The sequence below is a fragment of the Martinezella sp. CNPSo 3964 genome (assembly GCF_057784375.1).
In genome coordinates, this window is the sequence record NZ_JBXSOW010000003.1 from 411276 (window position 1) to 425784 (window position 14509).

13 protein-coding genes are annotated in these 14509 nt (G+C 62.7%); 9 read left to right on the forward strand and 4 right to left on the reverse strand.

Annotated elements, in window-relative coordinates; translation table 11 throughout:
• Positions 1-97 precede the first annotated feature (97 nt).
• From hutI to AC13Q5_RS12405, 7 genes are all read left to right on the forward strand, one after another.
• Positions 98-1366, forward strand: coding sequence for an imidazolonepropionase (hutI, locus tag AC13Q5_RS12375; protein ID WP_488501844.1), 1269 nt, complete (start codon positions 98-100; stop codon positions 1364-1366).
• On the forward strand, positions 1363-2898 hold the full coding sequence (gene hutH / locus AC13Q5_RS12380) for a histidine ammonia-lyase (protein WP_488501845.1): 1536 nt from the start codon (positions 1363-1365) through the stop codon (positions 2896-2898). The genes hutI and hutH overlap by 4 nt, the downstream gene beginning before the upstream one ends.
• Before the next feature lies 1 nt (position 2899).
• Entirely contained in the window at positions 2900-4585 is a 1686-nt protein-coding gene (gene hutU / locus AC13Q5_RS12385; protein WP_488501846.1) for a urocanate hydratase, read from the forward strand.
• Between the two features lie 2 nt (positions 4586-4587).
• Positions 4588-5151 carry a HutD/Ves family protein gene (locus AC13Q5_RS12390; protein ID WP_075853538.1) on the forward strand — a complete coding sequence of 188 codons (564 nt, stop codon included), beginning with the start codon at positions 4588-4590 and terminating at the stop codon, positions 5149-5151.
• 77 nt (positions 5152-5228) lie between these two features.
• On the forward strand, positions 5229-5891 hold the full coding sequence (locus tag AC13Q5_RS12395) for a sulfite oxidase-like oxidoreductase (protein ID WP_488501847.1): 663 nt from the start codon (positions 5229-5231) through the stop codon (positions 5889-5891).
• A gap of 202 nt (positions 5892-6093) precedes the next feature.
• Positions 6094-7533 (forward strand): MFS transporter, encoded by a 1440-nt coding sequence (locus AC13Q5_RS12400; protein ID WP_457880430.1) that lies wholly within the window; start codon positions 6094-6096, stop codon positions 7531-7533.
• A 103-nt stretch (positions 7534-7636) separates the two neighbouring features.
• The gene (locus AC13Q5_RS12405; protein ID WP_075853541.1) at positions 7637-7942 is read left to right on the forward strand and encodes a hypothetical protein; all 306 of its coding nucleotides are present in this window, start codon (positions 7637-7639) and stop codon (positions 7940-7942) included.
• Positions 7943-7985: 43 nt separating this feature from the next.
• Here the strand turns inward: AC13Q5_RS12405 and AC13Q5_RS12410 are convergent, their stop codons facing one another.
• Positions 7986-8381 carry a type II toxin-antitoxin system VapC family toxin gene (locus AC13Q5_RS12410; RefSeq protein WP_488501848.1) on the reverse strand — a complete coding sequence of 132 codons (396 nt, stop codon included), beginning with the start codon at positions 8379-8381 and terminating at the stop codon, positions 7986-7988.
• A complete protein-coding gene (locus tag AC13Q5_RS12415) occupies positions 8381-8608 on the reverse strand; it encodes a type II toxin-antitoxin system VapB family antitoxin (RefSeq protein ID WP_488501849.1) in 228 nt (75 codons plus the stop codon). Before AC13Q5_RS12415 ends, AC13Q5_RS12410 begins: the two co-directional genes overlap by 1 nt.
• A gap of 170 nt (positions 8609-8778) precedes the next feature.
• Here AC13Q5_RS12415 and AC13Q5_RS12420 point away from each other — a divergent pair, with 170 nt between their 5' ends.
• Positions 8779-9969 (forward strand): acetyl-CoA C-acyltransferase, encoded by a 1191-nt coding sequence (locus tag AC13Q5_RS12420; protein WP_488501850.1) that lies wholly within the window; start codon positions 8779-8781, stop codon positions 9967-9969.
• Between the two features lie 213 nt (positions 9970-10182).
• Here the strand turns inward: AC13Q5_RS12420 and AC13Q5_RS12425 are convergent, their stop codons facing one another.
• Both AC13Q5_RS12425 and AC13Q5_RS12430 read right to left on the reverse strand, forming a co-directional pair.
• Positions 10183-10473, reverse strand: coding sequence for a hypothetical protein (locus AC13Q5_RS12425; RefSeq protein ID WP_488501851.1), 291 nt, complete (start codon positions 10471-10473; stop codon positions 10183-10185).
• 75 nt (positions 10474-10548) lie between these two features.
• Complete coding sequence (locus tag AC13Q5_RS12430; RefSeq protein ID WP_488501852.1) at positions 10549-13053, reverse strand: heavy metal translocating P-type ATPase; 2505 nt, start codon at positions 13051-13053, stop codon at positions 10549-10551.
• A 170-nt stretch (positions 13054-13223) separates the two neighbouring features.
• Between AC13Q5_RS12430 and AC13Q5_RS12435 the strand changes: the two genes are divergently transcribed.
• The gene (locus AC13Q5_RS12435) at positions 13224-14333 is read left to right on the forward strand and encodes an RHE_PE00001 family protein (protein ID WP_488501853.1); all 1110 of its coding nucleotides are present in this window, start codon (positions 13224-13226) and stop codon (positions 14331-14333) included.
• The last annotated feature ends 176 nt before the right edge of the window (positions 14334-14509 follow it).

Consider the following 14509-nt stretch of genomic DNA (forward strand, 5'->3'; position numbering starts at 1 on the left):
TCACCCTTTCCTTTCGGACACGGAGTCCAAAATCCCTCTTGTCAGCCTTTCGATTATGTATATACATTATGAGCCAACGAGGAAAGGCGTAAAGCTGATGGGTGGGAATAATTTTTCCGAAGATGGCCCGAACGATGGCAGGGAAAACGGCGCGGCAAGCCGCGTGTGGCGCAATGTTCGCCTTGCGACCCTGAAAGAGGGCGAGGCCCGGCTCGGCACGATCGAGAAGGGTGCGATCCTGATCAGGGATGGCCGCATCGTCTTTGCGGGCGGCGAAGCCGACTTGCCCGATACTTCCGGTGCCGAAGCGATCGATCTCGAGGGGCGCTGGGTAACCCCCGGCCTCGTCGATTGCCATACGCATATTGTTTACGGCGGCAATCGCGCCCGCGAATTCGAGATGCGGCTGGAAGGCGCGAGCTATGAAGAGATTGCCCGCGCCGGCGGCGGTATCGTTTCGTCGGTCAATGCGACCCGTGCGCTTTCCGTCGATGAACTCGTTGCCGTTGCCTTGCCGCGGCTCGATACGCTGCTTTTCGAAGGCGTGACTACCATCGAGGTGAAGTCCGGATACGGTCTCAGCGTCGAATCCGAGCTGAAAATGCTGCGCGCCGCGCGCAAGCTCGGCGAGGTTCGCCCGGTTCGCGTCGTCACCTCCTATCTCGGCGCCCATGCCACGCCGGCCGACTACAAGGGTCGCAACGGCGACTATATCACTGACGTCGTGCTGCCCGGCCTCAGCCAGGCTCATGCCGAAGGGCTCGTTGATGCGGTCGACGGCTTCTGCGAGGGCATCGCCTTTTCGACGGCGGAAATCTCCCGCGTCTTCGATCTCGCCAAATCGCTCGGCATTCCGATGAAGCTGCATGCGGAACAGCTCTCCAATCTCGGCGGTGCGAAGCTTGCGGCCTCCTATGGCGCGCTTTCTGCCGACCACGTCGAATATCTGGATGAGGATGGCGTCAAGGCAATGGCCGCGTCCGGCACCGTTGCCGTGCTTCTCCCCGGCGCTTTCTATGCCATTCATGAAAAGCAGAAGCCGCCGGTCCAGGCGCTGCGCGATGCCGGCGTGCCGATCGCAATCGCGACGGACTGCAACCCCGGCACGTCGCCGCTGACCTCGATGCTCTTGACCATGAACATGGCCGCAACGCTCTTTGGCCTGACTGTGGAAGAATGCGTCGCCGGCGCGACGCGCGAGGGTGCGCGTGCCCTTGGGCTGCTCTCTGAAACGGGCACGCTCGAAGCCGGCAAGTCGGCCGATTTTGCCATCTGGGATGTCGAAAGCCTGGCGGAGCTCGTCTACCGCATCGGCTTCAATCCCCTCCATGCCCATGTCTTCAAGGGAAAAAGGTTCATCCGATGACCGTCGTTCTCCATCCCGGCTCCGTTTCGCTCGCGCAACTGGCGGCAATCTACTGGACCGGCGAGCCTGCCAAGCTCGATGCCTCCTTCGACGCAGGCATTGCCAAGGCGGCCGCCCGTATCGCCGAAATCGCCGCCGGTAACGCGCCGGTCTATGGCATCAATACCGGCTTCGGCAAACTGGCGTCCATCAAGATCGACAGCGCAGATGTTGCGACGCTGCAGCGCAATCTCATTCTCTCGCATTGCTGCGGCGTCGGCCAGCCGCTGCCTGAGAATGTCGTTCGCCTCATCATGTCGCTGAAGCTGGTTTCGCTCGGCCGCGGCGCGTCCGGCGTGCGGCTCGAGCTGGTTCGGCTGATCGAGGGCATGCTCGAAAAGGGCGTCGTGCCCGTGATTCCAGAAAAGGGCTCTGTCGGCGCATCGGGCGATCTTGCGCCGCTCGCGCATATGACCGCGGTCATGATGGGGCATGGCGAGGCCTTTTATGCCGGCGAACAGCTGTCCGGCGCGGCAGCGCTCGACAAGGCCGGCTTGAAGCCCGTCGTACTCGCCGCCAAGGAAGGTCTGGCGCTCATCAACGGCACGCAGGTGTCGACCGGGCTTGCGCTTGCCGGCCTTTTCCGCGCTCATCGCGCCGCTCAGTCCGCCCTCGTCACCGGTGCCATGTCGACCGATGCGGCCATGGGCTCTTCCGCCCCGTTCCATCCGGACATTCATACGCTGCGCGGCCATAGGGGCCAGATCGATACCGCCGCTGCCCTTCGCGGTCTGCTTGCCGGCTCGGTGATCCGCCAAAGCCACATCGAGGGCGACGAGCGCGTGCAGGACCCCTATTGCATCCGCTGCCAGCCTCAGGTCGATGGCGCCTGCCTCGACCTTCTGCGCTCCGTCGGTCGCACGCTCGAAATAGAAGCCAATGCCGTGACCGACAATCCGCTCGTGCTTTCGGACAACTCCGTCGTTTCCGGCGGCAATTTCCATGCAGAGCCGGTCGCCTTTGCGGCCGACCAGATCGCCATTGCCGTTTGCGAAATCGGCGCAATCGCCCAGCGCCGCATCGCGCTGCTCGTCGACCCCGCGCTGAGCTACGGCCTGCCGGCCTTCCTTGCCAAGAAGCCGGGCCTGAATTCCGGCCTGATGATTGCCGAAGTGACCTCGGCGGCGCTGATGTCCGAAAACAAGCAGATGTCGCATCCGGCTTCCGTCGATTCGACGCCGACGTCGGCCAACCAGGAAGACCATGTCTCCATGGCCTGCCATGGCGCGCGTCGCCTTCTGCAGATGACCGAAAACCTCTTCGCCATTATCGGCATCGAAGCGCTCACCGCCGCCCAGGGTGTCGAGCTGCGCGCGCCGCTGACGACCAGCCCGGAGCTGATCCTTGCCATATCAGCCATCCGCGCCGCCGTGCCTTCGCTCGAAGAGGACCGCTACATGGCAAACGACCTGAAATCCGCCAGCGATCTCATCGCTTCCGGCGCACTGAATGCCTCGATTTCAACCGACATCCTGCCCTCCTTGGAGATGTGACATGACCAATCCACGCCATAATATCCGCGAAATCCGCGCTCCTCGTGGTCCGGAGCTCAACGCCAAGAGCTGGTTGACCGAAGCGCCGCTGCGCATGCTGATGAACAACCTCGATCCGGACGTTGCGGAAAACCCGAACGAGCTGGTCGTCTATGGCGGCATCGGCCGCGCCGCCCGCACCTGGGACGATTTCGATCGTATCGCCGCAACGCTGAAGACGCTCAACGAAGACGAGACGCTGCTCGTGCAGTCCGGCAAGCCGGTCGCCGTGTTCCGCACCCACAAGGATGCGCCGCGCGTGCTGATCGCCAACTCCAACCTCGTGCCGCACTGGGCAACCTGGGATCACTTCAACGAGCTGGATAAGAAGGGTCTTGCCATGTACGGTCAGATGACGGCCGGCTCGTGGATCTACATCGGCACGCAGGGCATCGTGCAGGGCACCTACGAAACCTTCGTGGAAGCCGGTCGCCAGCACTACAACGGCAGCCTGAAGGGCAAGTGGATCCTGACCGGTGGCCTCGGCGGCATGGGTGGCGCACAGCCGCTCGCAGCCGTCATGGCGGGCGCCTGCTGCCTCGCCGTCGAATCCGACGAAACGCGCATCGATTTCCGCCTGCGTACCCGCTATGTCGACGAGAAGGCAAAGACGCTCGACGAAGCGCTGGCCCTGATCGACAAGTGGACGAAGGCCGGCGAAGCCAAGTCCGTCGGCCTGCTCGGCAATGCCGCCGAAATCTTCCCCGAACTGGTGAAGCGCATGAAGGCCGGCGGCCCGCGCCCGGACATCGTCACCGACCAGACCTCGGCGCACGACCCGCTGAACGGCTATCTGCCGGCCGGCTGGACCGTTGCCGAACACAGGGCCAAGCGCGAGAGCGATCCGAAGGCCGTCGAAGCCGCCGCCCGTGCTTCGATGAGGGTGCATGTCGAAGCCATGGTCGACTTCTGGAACGCCGGCGTTCCGACGCTCGACTACGGCAACAACATCCGCCAGGTCGCCAAGGAAGAAGGTCTTGAAAACGCCTTCGCTTTCCCCGGCTTCGTGCCGGCCTATATCCGCCCGCTCTTCTGCCGCGGCATCGGTCCGTTCCGCTGGGCTGCCCTCTCGGGCGATCCGGAAGATATCTACAAGACCGATGCCAAGGTGAAGGAGCTGCTGCCCGACAACAAGCACCTGCACAACTGGCTGGACATGGCGCGCGAGCGCATCGCCTTCCAGGGTCTGCCTGCGCGTATTTGCTGGGTCGGCCTCGGCGATCGCCACCGCCTTGGCCTCGCCTTCAACGAAATGGTCAGGAACGGCGAGCTGAAGGCACCTGTCGTCATCGGCCGCGACCATCTCGATAGCGGCTCGGTCGCTTCGCCGAACCGCGAAACGGAAGCGATGAAGGACGGCTCGGATGCCGTTTCCGACTGGCCGTTGCTCAACGCGCTGCTGAACACCGCTTCGGGCGCCACCTGGGTATCGCTGCATCACGGCGGCGGCGTCGGCATGGGCTTCAGCCAGCATTCCGGCATGGTCATCTGCGCCGACGGCACGGATGACGCGGCCAAGCGCCTCGAGCGCGTGCTCTGGAACGACCCGGCGACCGGCGTCATGCGCCACGCCGATGCCGGCTACGACATCGCGCTCGATTGGGCCAAGCAGCAGGGCCTGCGCCTGCCGGCCATCCTGGGGAACTAAAAATGAAGCTGCTGCGCGCCAGTGATCACAAGCGCATGCCCTGGAAAAACGGCGGCGGGGAAACGGTGGAGATCGCCGTTTCGCCCGACGGCGCCGGGCTTGCCGACTTCGACTGGCGCGTCAGCATGGCGACCGTTGCCACGGATGGGCCGTTCTCGGTCTTTCCGGGCATCGATCGCACGCTATCCATCCTTGATGGCGAAGGCATGACCCTCTTCATCGAGGGACGGCCGCCCGAACGTCTGACACAGGCAAGCGCGCCGCTGCCCTTCGCCGCCGATGCGCCGACGTCTGCGACCTTGATCGACGGGACGATCACCGACCTCAACGTAATGACGCGCCGGGGCCGCTTCACGCATTCGGTGCGGCGCGTTTCGGTCGATGGCAACAGCGAAGTCGCTTTCGAGGGTGGGACTACCCTTGTCCTTTGCCATCGCGGCAATGCTGAAATCGAAGGCACGCCATTTGCCGCTGGCGATTGCCTGATCGTCTCGAACAAAGAGGCCGTAAGGCGCTCAATCTCGGGTACGGCGCAGCTCTTCTGCATCGCCATCGCGGCAATATAGTCGGCTATTAATTGCCTTCGACTTGACACCTACTGAGCTCGGCTATCCTATTTCTGTGCCGCAGAGAGGATAGCCGCATGAGCGACGACCAGATTCCCAATGACAGCAAGCTCACCACCTCCAAGCGCCGCTGGGCGGCGGAGGGCAAGTTTCTGACGGGGCGTGTCAGCCGGCCTGAGACCGAGCGGCTGCCGCCGGGGCAGCATCTTGTCAAGAACTGGCCGGTGCTCGATCTCGGCGTGCAGCCGCAGATTTCCCTCTCCAGCTGGCGGCTCGATGTCTTCGGCTTCGTGGAAAAGCGGCTTAGCCTCGATTGGGCGGCTTTCCAGGCTATCGGGCAAAGTACCAAGATCAGCGACATTCATTGCGTGACGACCTGGTCGCGCTACGACAATCGCTGGGAAGGGGTTTCGACCCGCGATCTCCTCGACCTCGCCATGCCGACGGCCGAGGCGCATCATGTGTTGCTGACAAGCTATGACGGCTATACCACCAACCTGCCGCTTTCGGATTTCGCGGCTGAGGATGCGATCCTCGCCACCGCCTGGGAAGGCCAGCCATTGACCGGCGAGCATGGCGGCCCGATGCGTCTCGTCGTGCCGCATCTCTATTTCTGGAAGAGCGCCAAATGGCTGAGCCGCATCGAGCTCATCGGTGCCGACAGGGCCGGCTTCTGGGAGAAGAACGGCTATCACATCTATGGCGATCCCTGGCGGGAACAGCGTTACTCGGACGATTGATTTCGGCATGAGGTGCCGGCACGCGGCGTTGCCAAAGCAGGTGCGGCTAGGATCGCGATTTCTTTGTTACGATGCCAATTTTTGATGACATCGGTTCAGGTTGCGGCTTTGCAAGCCGCTGTCATGGGCGTATTCAATGATCGTATGATTGTTGCCGGCGACCTCCGGCCCGTTTGATCGCTAGTCTTTGAAATTTCGCGTCATGACCCTTGCCAGGACCACAGAACAGCCTTCCGAAGACAGTTTCGGCCGGCAATCCCGCATCATCGCCTTTGTCGTCGCCGTCTCGTTTTTCATGCAGTTTCTGGACGGGACGATCATCACCACCTCGCTGCCGCAGATGGCGGTAAGCTTCGGCGTCGAGCCGGTGTCGATGAGCATCGGCATCACGGTCTATCTGCTCACCATGGCGGCCTTCGTGCCGCTCGCCGGCTGGGCGGGCGATCGCTATGGCGCCCGGCGGGTTTTCCTGGCATCCATCGCCATCTTCACCGTGGCGTCGCTGTTTTGCGGCCTCTCCGGCAATTTGACCGAATTCATCATCGCTCGTGCCGTTCAGGGCCTCGGCAGCGCGCTGATGACGCCTGTCGGACGCATCATCGTGCTGCGCAATGCCCGCAAGGCCGATCTCGTCAATGCCATGTCGATGATCGTATGGCCGGCGCTGACGGCTCCAGTCATTGGCCCGGTGCTCGGCAGCTTGATCACCACCTACCTGACCTGGCACTGGAACTTCCTGATCAATATCCCGATCGGCATCATTGGTCTTGGCCTTGTCCTGCGCTTCGTGCCGGATCAGCGGGAGGAAAAGGTCGCGCGGCTCGATATCATCGGCTTTCTGCAATCTGCGGCAGGGCTGACCTTCCTGCTCGCCGGCCTGGAATTCGTGGTTCAGGGCACGACGGCACTTGTCGCCAGTGTCGGCCTGATCGCCGTCGGCGTGGTCTTTTCCGTCATTGCCACCCGGCATTTTCTGAAGGTCGAAGAGCCCTTGCTCGATCTTTCCGCCTTCAAGGTGCAGACCTTCGCCATGTCGACGCTTTCGGCCGGCACGGCGAGCCGGGTTGCGATCAATGCCACGCCCTTCCTCATCCCGCTGCTGTTTCAGGTGGGCTTCGGCAAGACGGCGATCGATGCCGGCACCTATCTGCTGTTCTACTTCGCCGGCAATCTCGGGATGAAAGCGATTACCACGCAAATGCTGCGGATTTTCGGCTTCCGTAACGTGCTCGTCGTCAACGGCCTGATTTCATCGGCCAGCATCGGCGCATGCGCGTTCCTATCCCCGTCGACGCCGAACTTGCTGATATATTGCCTGCTATTCATTGCCGGCCTTTCGCGATCGATGAACTTCACGGCGCTGAACACGCTAGGCTTCGCCGATATCCATGCCGCGCAGCGCAGTTCCGCCTCGACATTATCGAGCATGCTGCAGCAGGTCTCGCTGCTTCTCGGCGTTGCGGTTGCCGCAGCCGTTCTCAATCTTTCTCGCGTGATTCATGGTGGGGAAACGCTTTCGCTTGTCGATTTTCGCTGGGCTTTCATCACGGTAGGGCTTATCGGTGCCATCTCCGCATTGCGTTTCATCAGCCTGCCGCATGATGCCGGCGCAGAGGTATCCCGCCACAAAGTGAAGACCTGATCAAAACCTTCAAATTCTTAACGATATTGACAGGCAAGCCGCTGTAAAATGGCGTGCCAGTTCCCATATGAAATTCGCGTCAACTCCCACAGGAGCCAGTCCCATGCTGCTCAGAACCCTCGCCATCTCCGCTCTCGTTCTCGGCGTTTCCAGCGCTGCCATGGCGGAGCAGGTGCACAAGCATCATCCCAAGCGCGTCAATGTCGAGGCGTTCCAGGCCGATGTCGGCGGTGTCGATCATTCGAAGGATGCAATCCTGCCGGATGGTACGATCAATACCGACCCATCCGTGACCGGCCCGATCCGCGCCGGCGACTCCATGTCTCGCCTGCAATGTGCTGCTGCTCCGAATGCGGTCGGCGTGCGTTCGAACACGTTTGCGGCAGGCCCTTCCTCGCTTTGCCCGTAACAGCAAGATCGCATCGAGCTGGCCGCGGCTCCGTTGGGGCGGCTTAGGCCAGTTCGATGTCCATCTGCCCGAACCGGTCGCTTTTTGATAATAGCGGCTGGCGATAGTAGCGAGCGCAGGCATAGGTCATGCAATCGTCCAGGCTGAGGCGTTCCAGCTGGCCGCCTTGGCCGTAGCGCTCGTAAGCTTCGATCGCCAATATGGCGGCACGGGGCGGCACGGCGAGCAGCTGAATATTCATGAGCTGCAGGAACGTGCGCACCGCTTCGCCGGCCTCGGTCGGCGACAATCCCAAAGCGTCGGCGACCAGGATTGCGGCGTTCGCTGCGACGAGCGGCGAGGTCATTCGTGCCGTTGCCGGCTGCATGCGAATGGCGAAGGCGCGCGCCTCCTCTTCGTCGGTCATCATCGCCGATAGCACCGAAGCATCGATGAACATCAAATCTCTCCCGCGGCGGCGGAGCTCTCGCCCTTGGAGATGGCCTTCTGCTTGAGATTGCGGCAGAAGGCGACGGCGACGTCGGCGAGAGCCGGTTTGGTCAGTTCCTCGTCCAACGCCTTCTGCAAGGCCAGCCGCACGGCTTCCGTCTTGGTTGGGGCCTTGGTCAGCGCCTGATAGCGCCGCGCCAGCCGGTCGATGGCGTCATCCTTGATGTAAAGCGGCATAGAATATCTCTTCTGATCTTATGGATATCCTTAGGGTCTCTCCGCGATGAGGGCAACCTCATCTGCTGCCAGTTTTGTGTTCAGTGCCGTGCGATATTTAGATGACGATCATCATCTAACGTGATAGGATTCGGACAAAGATACCGTTTACTGACCCGCGAGGAGTTGTCATGTCCGCTATCGATCCCGTGGTCATTGTATCCGCCACCCGCACGCCGCTCGGTCGGTTCCTGGGAGAGCTCGCGCCGCTGCAGGCACCTGAACTCGGCGCACATGTCATCCGTGCCGCCTTGGCGCGTGCTGGCCTTTGGGCAGAGCGGGTGGATGAGGTTCTGTTCGGCTGCGTCCTGCCCGCGGGGCAGGGACAGGCGCCGGCCCGGCAGGCTGCTCGCGGGGCTGGCCTGCCGGATGCCATCGGCGCCACCACCATCAACAAGGTCTGCGGTTCCGGCATGAAGGCGACCATGCTGGCGCATGACCTGCTTCTCGCCGGTTCGGCCTCCATCGTGGTCGCCGGGGGCATGGAATCCATGTCGAATGCGCCCTATCTGCTTGCCAAGGCGCGGGGCGGATACCGCATGGGCCACGACCGTATCCTTGATCACATGATGCTGGATGGGCTCGAGGATGCCTATGAGAAGGGCCGCTCCATGGGCGATTTCGGCGAGATGGCGGTCGAGGCCTATCAGTTCAGCCGCGACGATCAGGATGCCTATGCCATGGAGACCCTGTCGCGCGCTCGCGCCGCAACCGAGAACGGCGCGTTTGCAGCCGAGATCACGCCGATTTCTGTCATGGCCAAGGGTGGGCCGATCACGATTGCCAAGGACGAACATCCACAAAAGGTTTCGCCGGAAAAGATCCCGACGCTGAAGCCCGCCTTCCGGAAGGACGGCACGATTACCGCCGCCAGCGCCTCGGCCAATGCCGACGGTGCGGCTGCCTTGATCCTGACGCGCCGTTCGCTTGCCGAGCGCGAGGGATTGCCGATCCTGGCCGAGATCAAGGCCCATGCCACGCATAGCCAAGAGCCCGCCTGGTACACGACAGCGCCGATCCCGGCGATCCGCAAGCTGCTGGACAAGACCGGCTGGAAGATCGGCGATGTCGATCTCTTCGAGATCAACGAGGCCTTCGCCGTCGTCGCCATGGCGGCCGCGAAGGAGCTTGGCATTGCGCGTGACCGTCTCAACGTCAACGGCGGCGCCTGTGCTCTTGGTCATCCGATCGGCGCCACAGGGGCACGGTTGATCGTGACGCTGCTGCATGCGTTGGAGCGTCAGGGAGCGAGGAAAGGTATCGCGGCACTTTGTATCGGTGGCGGCGAGGCAACGGCGATTGCGGTGGAGCGCGTCGGGTAAGCGAATCCGGGCAAGTCAGGTGCGTCTGCCGATGTCGCACCTGCGTGCCTGGCCCCTCATCCTAGCCTTCTCCCCGCGGGCGGGGAGAAGGGACGACTGCGCCAGGCTGCGAATTTACAGGAAGATCGCAGGTTATTCGATTAAAGCCCCCTCTCCCCGCTTGCGGGGAGAGGGTTGGGGTGAGGGGCCACGGGGCACACACCCTCCACGCTGCTAAACATAGACCAGTTCGTAGACGTAGGATTTCGCACCCTTCTTGCTCACCCACTCGCCTTTCGGCGGATAGTCTACATCTTGCTCGGGAAATGGTACGTTCCATGGCCTGCCGAGCAAGGTTCCGTCTTCATCATCCCAAGCGCCCCAACCGAAGCCGCCTTGAAACCTGATCCAGAGAACGGCATCCTCGCGCCGGTAGCCGATCTTTCCGTCGGGCAGCTGTTTGCGATGAAACGTATAGACCAGATCATCGCTCCGCCGCTTCAGCTCAAATCGATCCCTGTTCATGCCCAGCCCACCTGCTTTGTTCGATGGGCTAATATTGGCATCGGGTATTCGAGGTGTCCAATTTCCCGGCTCACTCTATTTCGCCAGCCGCAGCCTCAGCGCATTGGCGATCACTGAAACAGAAGACAGGCTCATCGCTGCTGCTGCAATCATAGGGGACAGAAGCAGGCCGAAGATCGGGTAGAGTACGCCAGCCGCCAGCGGCACGCCGAGCGCGTTGTAACCGAAGGCGAAGGCAAGGTTCTGTTTGATGTTGCGGATGGTCGCTTCGGAGAGATGCCGTGCGCGCACGATCCCGTTGAGATCGCCCTTCACCAGCGTGATTCCTGCGCTTTCCATGGCGACATCGGCGCCGGTGCCCATGGCGATGCCGACATCGGCTGACGCAAGCGCCGGTGCGTCGTTGACGCCGTCGCCGGCCATGGCGACGATGCTGCCCTTGGCACGCAACTCGTCGATCAGCGCTTTCTTGCCTTCCGGCAGCATGTCGGCGCGCACTTCGTCGATGCCGAGTTGCTTCGCGACGGCCGCGGCGGTCTTGCCGTTGTCGCCCGTCGCCATGACGATCGTCAGGCCGCTGTCATGCAGCGCCTTGATCGCGGCTGCCGTGGTCGGCTTGATCCGGTCGGCGACGGCGACAAGGCCGGCAAGCTTCCCGTCGATGGCGACGAACATGACGGTCTTGCCTTCGCCGCGCAGGTGCTCGGTCTCGGCCTTCAACGCGTCGGTCGAGACGCCAAGATCGGCCATCATCGCAGCATTGCCGAGCGCGATCGCGGTTTCGCCGGCGCGACCTTCCACGCCCTTGCCCGTCACCGCCGAGAAACCGGAGATTTCGACGAAATGCGCGCCGCGCTCCTCGGCGCCGGCAACGATCGCTTCGGCGAGCGGGTGTTCGGAGCCGCGCTCCAGGCTGGCGGCGAGCGAAAGCAGGCGCGCCTCGTCGGTACCTGTCATGGCGACGATGTCGGTCATGTTCGGTTTGCCTTCGGTCAGCGTGCCGGTTTTGTCGACGATCAGCGTATCGACCTTTGCAAAGCGTTCCAGCGCCTCGGCATCGCGCACCAGCACCCCCTCATGCGCACCCCGGCCCGTGGCGATCATGATGGACATCGGCGTTGCCAGTCCAAGCGCGCAGGGGCAGGCGATGATCAGTACCGCGACGGCTGCAAGCAGCGCATGGGCGAGCCGCGGCTCCGGCCCGAAGAAGGCCCATACGGCAAAGGCGATGATGGCGGCGGCGACGACGGCGGGCACGAAGATGGCGGAGACGCGGTCTACCATCGTCTGGATCGGCGCGCGCGAGCGCTGCGCGTTGGCAACGAGTTCGACGATACGCGACAGCGTCGTATCGGCGCCGACCTTTTCGGCCTGCATGATGAAGGTGCCGTTGCGGTTGATCGTGCCGCCTGTCACCGCATCGCCCTTGTCCTTTTCGACGGGCAAGGGTTCACCCGTGATCATCGATTCATCGATGGTGGATTGGCCTTCGATGACAGAGCCGTCTACCGGAACACGCTCGCCGGGGCGCACGCGCAGCCGGTCGCCAGCCTGGATCTCGTCGACGGGCACATCGAGTTCGCCGCCTTTGGCATCGATCCGCCGTGCCGTCTTGGGCGCGAGGTCGAGCAGGGCGCGGATAGCCGAGCCGGTGCGTTCGCGTGCCTTCAATTCCAGCACCTGGCCGACGAAGACCAACGCGACGATGACGGACGCCGCCTCGAAATAGACGGGAACGCTCTCGCCATGCCCCCTGAAGCTCATGGGGAAGAGGCCGGGCGCCAGCGTGGCGACGACGCTATAGACATAGGCGGTGCCGACGCCGAGGCCGATCAGCGTCCACATGTTGGGGCTGCGATTGACGAGCGAATTCCAGGCACGGCGGAAGAAGGGTAGTGCTGCCCACAGCACGACCGGGGTCGCGAGGATAAGTTCGATCCATGTGGCAATCGGCTCACCGATCCAGTCGCGGATGGGCAGGCCGATCATCGGACCCATGCTGATGGCAAGCAGCGGCAAGGACAGCGCGGCACTGATCCAGAGCCGGCGCGTGAAGTCGACCAGTTCCGGGTTCGGACCTTCATCGGCGGCGGGGACACCCATAGGCTCGAGCGCCATGCCGCATTTCGGGCAATCGCCGGGTTGGTCGCTGACGACCTCCGGGTGCATCGGGCAGGTATAGAGCGTGCCTTTCGGCGCGGGTTTCTGGATCGGCCTGTTGCCGTCGAGATAGACGGAAGGATCTGCCTCGAACTTCGCCTTGCAGCCGGCGGAGCAGAAATAGAATTTCTCGCCCTCGTGCTTCAGGAAATGGCGGGCCGTGGCGCGGTCGACCGTCATGCCGCAGACCGGATCCTTTGCGGTGAGGTAATTTTCCGGCGCAGCCTCGAATTTCGCACGGCAGCCGTTGCTGCAGAAGTGAAACGTGCGGCCATGATAATCCAGCGACGGTTTGCCAGCGGGATCGACGGTCATGCCGCAGACGGGATCGCGGGTCACCACATCCTGTGTGCCGGCGTCATCATGATGGTGATGACCGTGGCCATGATGGCCGTGATCGTGTTCGTCGTGCGGTGCCATGTCATACTCCTGTGCCCGAGAGGCGTCGGATGAGTTTATGAACCTTCCCATCGCTGGAAGGTCAAGACGAAAAATAGTGATTGCCATCCACAGTTCACAGGGCCTCCTTCCTATCCCCCTTCAAAGCGCGATGATAAGTTCCGTAAGATCGATGCAATGAAGTGATTCCAATGCGATATGATCTGACCGCGCTGCCGCTTGCCACGCTTCTGCCCGCCATCGTCAAGGCGGAAGATATGCTGGCGCGACTGGATGAACGTGTCCTCAGGCACACGGTGGCGGACGGCTTTCGCGAGCGCGGGCACTTTTTCGACGCCGCCGGCGCGCTTTGGGTCGGCGGCGAACTGGTGCATGTGGAAGATCTCGTCCTGCACGATGCGCGCATGGATACGCGCACCCCGACGCATGAACTGACCATCGCCCACGCGGTGCTGCGCAGCCGGCGGCGCCTCTGGACCGCCGATCCCTCCTGGGGCCTGGAGGTGGCCGGTCTTGCCGTGCTGCGCGGTGACGTCGGCGAGGCCGAAGACGCGATTGTACCGCGCTCGACGCCTGCAGAAACTATGGAACCCGACGAGCCGGAGGACGGAGAGGACGATTTCGGTGTCGATTTTGCCGAGATCGACGCCATCCTCGCTCGATCCGACAAGATCCTGAATGGCGGCATCCCGGAAGCCCGGCAGCCAACCGTTGATGTTGACGATCCCCTCGCACTCATCCGTGATGAGGATTGGGATGAGGACGAGCGGCTGGAGAGCTGGCGCGCCGTCATCCGCGAAGCGGATCTGCTGCCGGCGGCTCTCGGCGCGGCGGTGCTCTTCGATGCCTGGGAGCGGATCGAGCCGCTGCGGCGGCAGCACTGGCTCGGCGGCTTGCTGGTCAGCGCCTATCTGCGCAGCCGCGGCAAGGTCACGTCGCATCTCTTCTGCATGAATGTCGGCCTGAAGGCCGTCCGGCACGATCGTCGGCGCGCGCCGGATCGCATCACGCGGCTGATAGCCTTTCTGGAGGCCATGGCGCTCTCGGCCGATTCCGGGCTGAAGGAGCTGGATCGCCTGTCTCTCGCCAGGCTGCAGATGGAATTGCGGCTCAAGGATCGGCGGTCGAACAGCAGCCTGCCCGAGGTGATCGATATCGTGCTGTCGCGGCCGATCGTTTCGGCGAAGATGATCGCGCGCCATGTCGGCGTTACCTCCAGGGGCGCGCTCAACCTGGTGTCCGAACTCGGCCTGCGCGAGATGACCGGCCGTGGCCGCTATCGCGGATGGGGTGTGCTCTGAGGCGCCGAGACGGCTGCTGCGGGTAGGTGCGGCCGCCTTGCAACTACAACCCTGGTTTTCGTCCAATGTTACAGTTTGTTACGCTAAGTGGCGCTAAAATGGACAAAATTTAATGGCTATACCAAATTCCTAATCGGCATGATGCAAGCTAAAGTCGCGCCGTCAGTTTCGGGGGT

Excerpts from the sequence above, each read along its gene's own strand:
- AC13Q5_RS12410 (WP_488501848.1), bottom strand. The coding sequence starts at position 8,381 with ATGTTCATCGATGCTTCGGTGCTATCGGCGATGATGACCGACGAAGAG.
- AC13Q5_RS12395 (WP_488501847.1), top strand. The coding sequence starts at position 5,229 with ATGAGCGACGACCAGATTCCCAATGACAGCAAGCTCACCACCTCCAAG.
- AC13Q5_RS12405 (WP_075853541.1), top strand. The coding sequence starts at position 7,637 with ATGCTGCTCAGAACCCTCGCCATCTCCGCTCTCGTTCTCGGCGTTTCC.
- hutI (WP_488501844.1), top strand. The coding sequence starts at position 98 with ATGGGTGGGAATAATTTTTCCGAAGATGGCCCGAACGATGGCAGGGAA.
- hutU (WP_488501846.1), top strand. The coding sequence starts at position 2,900 with ATGACCAATCCACGCCATAATATCCGCGAAATCCGCGCTCCTCGTGGT.
- AC13Q5_RS12425 (WP_488501851.1), bottom strand. The coding sequence starts at position 10,473 with ATGAACAGGGATCGATTTGAGCTGAAGCGGCGGAGCGATGATCTGGTC.
- AC13Q5_RS12400 (WP_457880430.1), top strand. The coding sequence starts at position 6,094 with ATGACCCTTGCCAGGACCACAGAACAGCCTTCCGAAGACAGTTTCGGC.
- AC13Q5_RS12415 (WP_488501849.1), bottom strand. The coding sequence starts at position 8,608 with ATGCCGCTTTACATCAAGGATGACGCCATCGACCGGCTGGCGCGGCGC.
- AC13Q5_RS12435 (WP_488501853.1), top strand. The coding sequence starts at position 13,224 with ATGCGATATGATCTGACCGCGCTGCCGCTTGCCACGCTTCTGCCCGCC.
- AC13Q5_RS12420 (WP_488501850.1), top strand. The coding sequence starts at position 8,779 with ATGTCCGCTATCGATCCCGTGGTCATTGTATCCGCCACCCGCACGCCG.
- hutH (WP_488501845.1), top strand. The coding sequence starts at position 1,363 with ATGACCGTCGTTCTCCATCCCGGCTCCGTTTCGCTCGCGCAACTGGCG.
- AC13Q5_RS12430 (WP_488501852.1), bottom strand. The coding sequence starts at position 13,053 with ATGGCACCGCACGACGAACACGATCACGGCCATCATGGCCACGGTCAT.
- AC13Q5_RS12390 (WP_075853538.1), top strand. The coding sequence starts at position 4,588 with ATGAAGCTGCTGCGCGCCAGTGATCACAAGCGCATGCCCTGGAAAAAC.